Here is a 6,248-nt window from a genome sequence, read left to right on the forward strand (position 1 = left end):
TTACGGCGGCAATTCACTTTTTTGGGTCGTGGCTGCCGTCCACCGGGTCAGCGACAGTTGCCATGAGAATGATCCGGTTACCGTCTAGAGGCAATCCAATTTGGAACTGTTCGAAGAGAATCATTTTCGAAGCAAACGATTGTGCGATGCGGCACGCATCTGTCGCGGCAATTCCGATGACAGACCGGTTTGCCGGCATCCTCTGCCGTCCGCGCATTTCTCAACGGCAAACGGATCGCGCTAGGATCGAATGGCCTTGAGAAAACGGGGAGCCATCATGCCAAAGCTCAATCGCGACGGGGTCAACATCCACTACGAGGTCTACGGCAGCGGCTCGCCGCTGATCCTCACCCACGGCTATTCATCGACCTCGGCGATGTGGCAGGGCCAGATCGACGCGCTGTCGAAACACCACAAGCTGGTGTTGTGGGACATGCGCGGCCACGGCCTGTCCGACTATCCCGACGACCCCGCAAGCTACAGTGAGGCCCTGACGGTCGGCGACATCGCCGCCCTGCTCGACACTATCGGGGCCGACAAGGCGATCGTCGGCGGCCTATCGCTCGGCGGTTACATGTCGCTTGCCTTCCATCGCGCCCATCCGGAGCGGGTGCGGGCGCTCCTGATCATTGACACCGGCCCGGGCTTCAAGAAGGACGACGCCCGCGAGGTCTGGAACAAGCGCGCCCGTGACACCGGCGACCGGTTCGAGCGCGAAGGACTGGACGTGCTGAAGTCGCTGAGCGCCGAGCGCGCGTCCGTGACGCATCGCAATGCCAAGGGCCTCGCGCTCGCCGCACGCGGCATGCTGGCGCAACGCGATGCGCGGGTGATCGAATCCCTGCCCGACATCAAGGTGCCGTCGCTGGTCGTGGTCGGAGCCGACGACACGCCGTTCCTCGCCGCGTCCGACTACATGGCCGCAAAGATCCCCGGCGCGCGCAAGGTCGTGATCCCGAACGCCGGCCACGCCGTCAACATCGATCAGCCGCAGGCCTTCATCGATGCCGTGCTGCCGTTCCTCGACGGCCTCGAGGCCGAGGCCGCGGGGAAAACCGCGTCATGAGGGCGCTCGCCATCGCCTTGCTGCTGGCCGCGGGCAGCACGGCCGCCAGCGCTCAGAAGCTGCCGCCGTTCGGCGGCCCAGCCAAGCCTTCGGTCGCCACCACGCGATCGAACACCACGCCACTGGTGTTCGGTATGGGTGTTGACGAGGCTCGGCGCGCGCTCGGCACCCCCCTCGCCTATGGCAGCGGTCGGCCCGGCGAGGAAGTCTTCCTGACCTTTCGCGATGTCGGCGGCAGCGGGCTATTCCCGCACCACGACCGTCTCTATCTGCAATTTCGCAAGGGCCGGCTCACCGGCTGGAGGGGCGACTGGGGCGAGAACTGGATGTGGCAATAGCCCGTCGCGCATCGCCAACCCCTCACGCAATCTCTAACCCAACAAGGACAACCCATGGGACAGGATATCAAGCTCAAGGCTTCGAATGGCTTTGAATTCGGCGCCTACCGCGCCGATCCCGCCGCCGCGCCGAAGGGCGCCATCGTCGTGATCCAGGAGATCTTCGGCGTCAACCATCACATCCGCTCGGTCTGCGACCGCCTGGCGAAGGAAGGCTATGTTGCCGTCGCGCCGTCGATCTTCGATCGCATCGAGCCGAACTTCCAGAGCGGCTACGCGCCGGACGAAATCGCCAACGCGCGGAAGTTCGTCGCCAATCCGGACTGGACCGCCATGTTGCGCGACGCCCAGGCCGCGATCGATGCGGTGAAATCCGTCGGCCCGGTCGGCATCATCGGCTTCTGCCTCGGCGGCAGCGTCACTTACGCGGCGGCAACCAAGCTGTCCGGGCTTTCCGCCGCCGTCGGCTATTACGGCGGCGCCATCGTCCGCTTTGCCGACGACAAGCCGACGGTGCCGACCCAATTGCATTTCGGCGAGAAGGACGCCGGCATTCCCTTGAGCGACGTCGAGACCATCAGGTCGAAGCGGCCTGAGGTCGAGATCTTCATCTATCCCGGCGCGCAGCACGGCTTCCATTGCGACGAGCGTGCAAGCTATGACAAGGCGAGTGCCGAGTTCGCCTGGCCGCGCAGCATGGCGTTCTTTGCCAAGCATTTGCAGCAGTAGGAAGTGGGCTCTTCCGGTAGAGCATGAGGGGATTGGCTGGATCTGAGACAGCGGCGGAGATCACCTCTCCCTTGGGAGAGGTCGATTTGCGCAGCAAATCGGGTGAGGGGTTATGGTCTATCGAAAGCGCAAGGGCCCTCACCCGGATTGCATCTGACGATGCAATCCGACCTCTCGGGGAGAGGTAGACCGAAGCCGCCGCGAGTCGATCCAACCCAATCTCGCCGCGCTTTAGTCATTCCGGGGCGCGCAAAGCGCATCGCCCCGGAATGACGAAGGACGTTGCCCTTCGTCAGAACCAGCGCTCGTTGACGAACACGGTGTCGCCGGGGCCGATCGGTGTGCCGAGCGGCACCACGAAGCGGCCGGAGCCGGAGGCGTCCGTATGCGTCAAGGTGACGCTGTCGCGCTTGGCGCGCGGCGAGAAGCCGCCGGCAATCGCGACCGCGCTCTCCACCGTCATGTTGGGCACGTAGGGATACTGGCCGGGAGCGGCGACTTCGCCCAGGATGAAGAACGGACGATAGGCCTCGATCTCGACCGCCACCGAAGGCTCGCGGATATAGCCGTTGCGCAGCCGTGCGGTGATCTCGGCAGCGAGCCCAGCCGGCGTGCGGCCGCGCGCCGGCACCGAGCCGATCAGCGGCATGGTGATCGCGCCGGCGGCATCGATCGCATAGGTGTTGGTGAGGCCTTCCTGGCCATAGACCACGACGCGCAGCCTGTCGCCGGCATCGAGATGATAGGCGCTGTCGTAGCGGGACGGCCGTGATGGCGCGGCGTAGGCGGCCGGGGCGGCCAACGCGACGTAGCCGCGAGGGGAGCTTGCGAAGGCCGAGCGCATCGCGCTGATGGCACCGCCACCGCTCGCGTCCGCCACCGGGGCCTGCGCGTAGGTCTGTCCATAGGCGATGGAATCGAGGCTGCCTTGCGGGCCGACGGCGACCGGACCGGACGTGCTCATGCAGCCGGACAGCGCGAGCGCCGTCGTGATGACAGTGATCGGCAATCGTAACGCGCGCACAACCGGCACCGGACCCATCCCTCATAGCGAGACAGCCCCAGTCTTGCACCGATTATGGTTAACAAAGGGTTTTTGGACGCGGTCGAACGGCAGAAACGGGAAGCCGGAATTGGGCTTCCCGTCGATTGAGAATGCGATCAGGCCGTGACGCCGACGCCGATCGGGCAGGACACCCCGGTGCCACCGAGCCCGCAATAGCCCGCCGGATTCTTGGCGAGATATTGCTGGTGGTAGTCCTCCGCGAAATAGAACTCGCCGGCCGGCGCGATCTCGGTGGTGATGGTGCCGAGCCCCTTGGTGGCGAGCGCCTTCTGATACATCGCGCTGGATGCTTCGGCGGCTTTGCGCTGCGCATCGCTGAAGGTGTAGATCGCGGAGCGATATTGCGTGCCGATATCGTTGCCCTGCCGCATGCCCTGGGTCGGGTCGTGGTTCTCCCAGAACGTCTTCAACAGCTTCTCGTAGGAGATCTTCTTGGGATCGAACACGACGAGCACCACCTCGGTGTGGCCGGTCCGACCGGAGCAGACCTCTTCATAGGTCGGATTCGGCGTGTGGCCTCCGGCATAGCCGACGGCCGTGGTGTAGATGCCGTCGCCAAGCTCCCAGAACTTGCGCTCCGCGCCCCAGAAGCAACCGAGCCCGAACACGGCCTGCTCGAGGCCTTGCGGATAGGGCTGCTTCAACTTGCTGCCATTGACGAAATGAGTGGTCGCGGTCGGGATCGGCGTCGCGCGGCCCGGCAGCGCCTCGGCGGCGCTCGGCAACGCGGTGGTTTTGCGCATGAACAACATGGATTACCTCCAGGCAGGACATCGGCCGACGCGGCGAGGGCCTGCGGGCCGGCTGCCGACTATATATGTCCTTACGCTGGCGATGGCAGCCCCGTTACCCGCGGCTGCGATGGCGCAACTCAGTCCCGCGTGTAGCCGATCAGCGGCTTACGCGGCCGGAACAGGACCATCAGAAGAATGCCGGCAATGCCGAGCACCGCGAACGCCGGCTGATCGAGGACGACCCTGATCACGCCGTTCCACAGCCACGGTGCGTGGCTCTCCACCCAGACGCGCAAGGCCTGCTGGCTGGACTGGTGGACGTCATTCCAGAACTGGCCAAACTGGGTGAAGCGCAGGCTCTGGTCGGCGACGTAGCGGGCGCCGTCATAGACCAGGAAGATGAATCCGCCGGCCAGCAGGACGAGGCCGATGAGACGGAAAAAACCGCGGATCATGCATCACCCCAATTTCCTGTCGCGCCCTGATTGTCAGGCCTTACCGGGCACTCCCCGGAAATTCAACCTCTTCAGGGCCTTATCCGGGCGTCGCAAGCCAATTTCGGGCGCTTTTTAGGCCCGGAAAGCGTTGACGCTGGGGGCTGCGGCATCTATAAGACCGGCCGATGGCGGCGGGCGCAATCCTGCCGCCGCTGTTCTTTGGACAGTGCCGCATGTGGGGGCAGCGTTCCGCTCCCTGGCATGGCCGCCTCAAGAACACCCTTGCTCAAGAACACCCTTGGACAATACACCCGAGTAAAGATTTGAACCGGCCGGTGCGCGCGAGCCCGACCACCGAGCGATCACCGCCGAAGGACAGTTGAGACCATGGCCAATACCACTTCCGCCAAGAAGGCGACCCGCAAGATTGCCCGCCGCACCATCATCAACAAGTCGCGCCGCACGCAGATGCGCGGCGCCGTTCGCACCGTCGAGGAGGCGATCAAGCGCGGCGACCGCGAAGCAGCACTCAAGGCGATGACGCGTGCTGAGCCTGAACTGATGAAGGCTGCGCAGAAGAACATCATTCACAAGAACAACGCGAGCCGGAAGGTGTCGCGCCTCTCGCACCAGATCGCAAAGCTCGCTGCACAGTGAGCTGACCAAAAGGCTCATCGCTTACGAAGCCCGGCTCGCGCCGGGCTTTTTGTTTGTCTGCGGCTTGATCGTGTGCTGCGAAGCAAGTTTCGTCACGCAAGACGGATTGTGCTGCTGCGCAACCGAGCACGCGTTGTGTTTCGTCGCATCCGTATTTCTACAGGCGCATCTCGCTCGACGCGTTAAGCTTAAGCGCAAACATCTCGCTCTACGCAAGGTAGATGGAATAGCGCACGGCATCTCTTTCGAAAAACTGCGGGGCGGGAGTTACCCTGTAAAAGCAATCGTGAAAAATCACGCTTCGCGAATTACTTATGAACATAGTGCTGAGCAGCGATTGGAAAATCGACCGTCGCAACGGCGAATGTAAATTTTCTATGAAAAAATTTTAGTATTACACCGCCGTCTGTGACACGCGCGATTCTGTGCGCGGATTCAAAAACTTGCTTTCGCGGTATTGCGTTGGCCGCGACGCAACACTCGCGAAGAGTCTCGCTCTCCGTCGAATCCACGGATTGTCAGGAAATCCGCTTGGTGTATTTGTTTGTTGTCCGCGACGCCCATGGCTCTCCAGATCAGCGCGGTTTGAGACCCAAGGGCGGACGTGCAAATCGGCGGCGGTGTGCGCGTTAGCGACGCTCTCCAAGCGAAGCTAGACTGACAACTCATAGCGATATGAGGACGGTAGACCTGTGTCAAAATTCCTCCGGCGAGGCCTCGGGTTTTCCCCGACACCTCGAACAAGAGAGACCAGGAACGATCGTCAGAGTTTGGAAGCTGGAACGCGAAGCGAGCGGACGGGTTGATGAGGAAGACACGCGGCGGGGCAGCGCCGGGCATCTCGGTGTTCGGTAGCAGCAACTGAATTTGAAGACACCAGCAAGTTGATAGCTTGTCGCGATACGTCGCGGCGGGAGGGGGAGGACTAATGACTTACGGGATCATCACTGCGGTCGACACCACGATCGCTGGAGCGCAGACTTCCAATGGTGCCGTAATCAACCCCTCGGACTCCGGCTCTAGCTCCCAGAGACCGTCGAGTACGCGCTGACCTCGCGGGACGCTTCTTCTCCAAACAGATGATCTGACAGGTGACGCATTGTCGTCACACGGGAGATCTTTGTCTGGAGCAGGCAGCACCCGCTAGAGGTCGCGCCGTCGCGGGCAGCCTGCGCGGCGCTTTCGCAACAAACATCTCTCAGACTTGGAAGTACGAAGGCA

The 6,248-nt window shown here is 62.9% G+C and carries 7 protein-coding genes; 4 read left to right on the forward strand and 3 right to left on the reverse strand.

All coding sequences use genetic code 11. The annotated features are described in order from the left end of the window. Positions 1 to 277 precede the first annotated feature (277 nt). From P6U30_RS37030 to P6U30_RS37040, 3 genes are read left to right on the forward strand one after another with little or no spacing between them, the layout of a single operon-like run. On the forward strand, positions 278 to 1,066 hold the full coding sequence (locus P6U30_RS37030) for an alpha/beta fold hydrolase (RefSeq protein ID WP_407167558.1): 789 nt from the start codon (positions 278 to 280) through the stop codon (positions 1,064 to 1,066). Beyond that, entirely contained in the window at positions 1,063 to 1,404 is a 342-nt protein-coding gene (locus P6U30_RS37035) for a hypothetical protein (protein ID WP_407167559.1), read from the forward strand. Before P6U30_RS37030 ends, P6U30_RS37035 begins: the two co-directional genes overlap by 4 nt. Before the next feature lie 54 nt (positions 1,405 to 1,458). Further along, complete coding sequence (locus tag P6U30_RS37040; protein WP_407167560.1) at positions 1,459 to 2,133, forward strand: dienelactone hydrolase family protein; 675 nt, start codon at positions 1,459 to 1,461, stop codon at positions 2,131 to 2,133. A gap of 292 nt (positions 2,134 to 2,425) precedes the next feature. Here P6U30_RS37040 and P6U30_RS37045 read toward each other — a convergent pair whose 3' ends face one another. The 3 genes from P6U30_RS37045 to P6U30_RS37055 form a co-directional block, all read right to left on the reverse strand. Then, complete coding sequence (locus P6U30_RS37045; protein ID WP_407167561.1) at positions 2,426 to 3,166, reverse strand: polysaccharide biosynthesis/export family protein; 741 nt, start codon at positions 3,164 to 3,166, stop codon at positions 2,426 to 2,428. 128 nt (positions 3,167 to 3,294) lie between these two features. Next, a complete protein-coding gene (msrA, locus tag P6U30_RS37050) occupies positions 3,295 to 3,951 on the reverse strand; it encodes a peptide-methionine (S)-S-oxide reductase MsrA (protein ID WP_407167562.1) in 657 nt (218 codons plus the stop codon). Between the two features lie 119 nt (positions 3,952 to 4,070). Beyond that, positions 4,071 to 4,388, reverse strand: a complete 318-nt coding sequence (locus P6U30_RS37055) for a hypothetical protein (protein ID WP_407167563.1) — start codon at positions 4,386 to 4,388, stop codon at positions 4,071 to 4,073. A 369-nt stretch (positions 4,389 to 4,757) separates the two neighbouring features. Between P6U30_RS37055 and rpsT the strand changes: the two genes are divergently transcribed. Further along, positions 4,758 to 5,027, forward strand: coding sequence for a 30S ribosomal protein S20 (rpsT, locus tag P6U30_RS37060; RefSeq protein ID WP_407149402.1), 270 nt, complete (start codon positions 4,758 to 4,760; stop codon positions 5,025 to 5,027). Positions 5,028 to 6,248 lie beyond the last annotated feature (1,221 nt).

It is taken from the genome of Bradyrhizobium sp. ORS 111 (genome assembly GCF_045571485.1).
GTDB lineage: Bacteria > Pseudomonadota > Alphaproteobacteria > Rhizobiales > Xanthobacteraceae > Bradyrhizobium.

Coding starts and splice junctions, on each gene's coding strand:
- P6U30_RS37030 (WP_407167558.1), top strand. CDS start 278: ATGCCAAAGCTCAATCGCGACGGGGTCAACATCCACTACGAGGTCTAC.
- P6U30_RS37035 (WP_407167559.1), top strand. CDS start 1,063: ATGAGGGCGCTCGCCATCGCCTTGCTGCTGGCCGCGGGCAGCACGGCC.
- P6U30_RS37040 (WP_407167560.1), top strand. CDS start 1,459: ATGGGACAGGATATCAAGCTCAAGGCTTCGAATGGCTTTGAATTCGGC.
- msrA (WP_407167562.1), bottom strand. CDS start 3,951: ATGTTGTTCATGCGCAAAACCACCGCGTTGCCGAGCGCCGCCGAGGCG.
- P6U30_RS37055 (WP_407167563.1), bottom strand. CDS start 4,388: ATGATCCGCGGTTTTTTCCGTCTCATCGGCCTCGTCCTGCTGGCCGGC.
- rpsT (WP_407149402.1), top strand. CDS start 4,758: ATGGCCAATACCACTTCCGCCAAGAAGGCGACCCGCAAGATTGCCCGC.